Here is a 592-nt window from a genome sequence, read left to right as displayed (position 1 = left end):
TGGCTGATCCGGTTTGGGAGTAGCTACCTCTGATGTTGTTTCAGAAGTATTTCCGCTATTATCAGAACTGCTTCCTCCATTGTCGCCAGAGTCGGCTTTTGCTAATTTATCTGCCAATTCAGCTGGTAGACTGGTTAGACCTTCTACCCGCTCGACCGTACCAGAATCATTTCCTCTGCCACCTGATGACTCGCTAGTAACCGTTGCTGAACTGGACGGTTGTACCACATCAGCCGATGCCAATGGCATACCAAATAACAGGACACCTATCATGACAGAACAAGCACCGATAGCATATTTTCGAATACTAAACTTACATTTCTTTTCCATAAAGGAACCTTCCTATCTGTACGCTTCTCACCAGTAAGCGTTTGCAACTTTATTTAAAAAAATATATTTTATTTGAATTATTTAATTTGAATTTATCGTAAAAACAGACGGAACATAACTTACACTATATCTTTTCTCAAGCCATGTTCCGCCCTTAAATCGCTGGTACATAGACTAATGACTATGTACCAAACTTTGTGTCGGAAATGTTTTTTTACATATTTTCCTTCTTCTTCATCAGGAATAATCCTGTCAATGCTGA

The 592-nt window shown here is 39.5% G+C and carries 1 protein-coding gene; it reads right to left on the bottom strand.

The window, feature by feature from the left end; genetic code table 11:
* The coding region (locus SCRDD08_RS10695; RefSeq protein WP_155719817.1) for a YSIRK-type signal peptide-containing protein at positions 1–330 on the bottom strand (330 nt) is incomplete at its 3' end.
* Positions 331–592: the final 262 nt, after the last annotated feature.

It is taken from the genome of Streptococcus cristatus (assembly GCF_001578775.1).
In the GTDB taxonomy this organism is placed as follows: domain Bacteria; phylum Bacillota; class Bacilli; order Lactobacillales; family Streptococcaceae; genus Streptococcus; species Streptococcus cristatus_A.
Note: the sequence above shows the minus strand (reverse complement) of the source record. Positions and strands in the feature narration are given on the sequence as shown.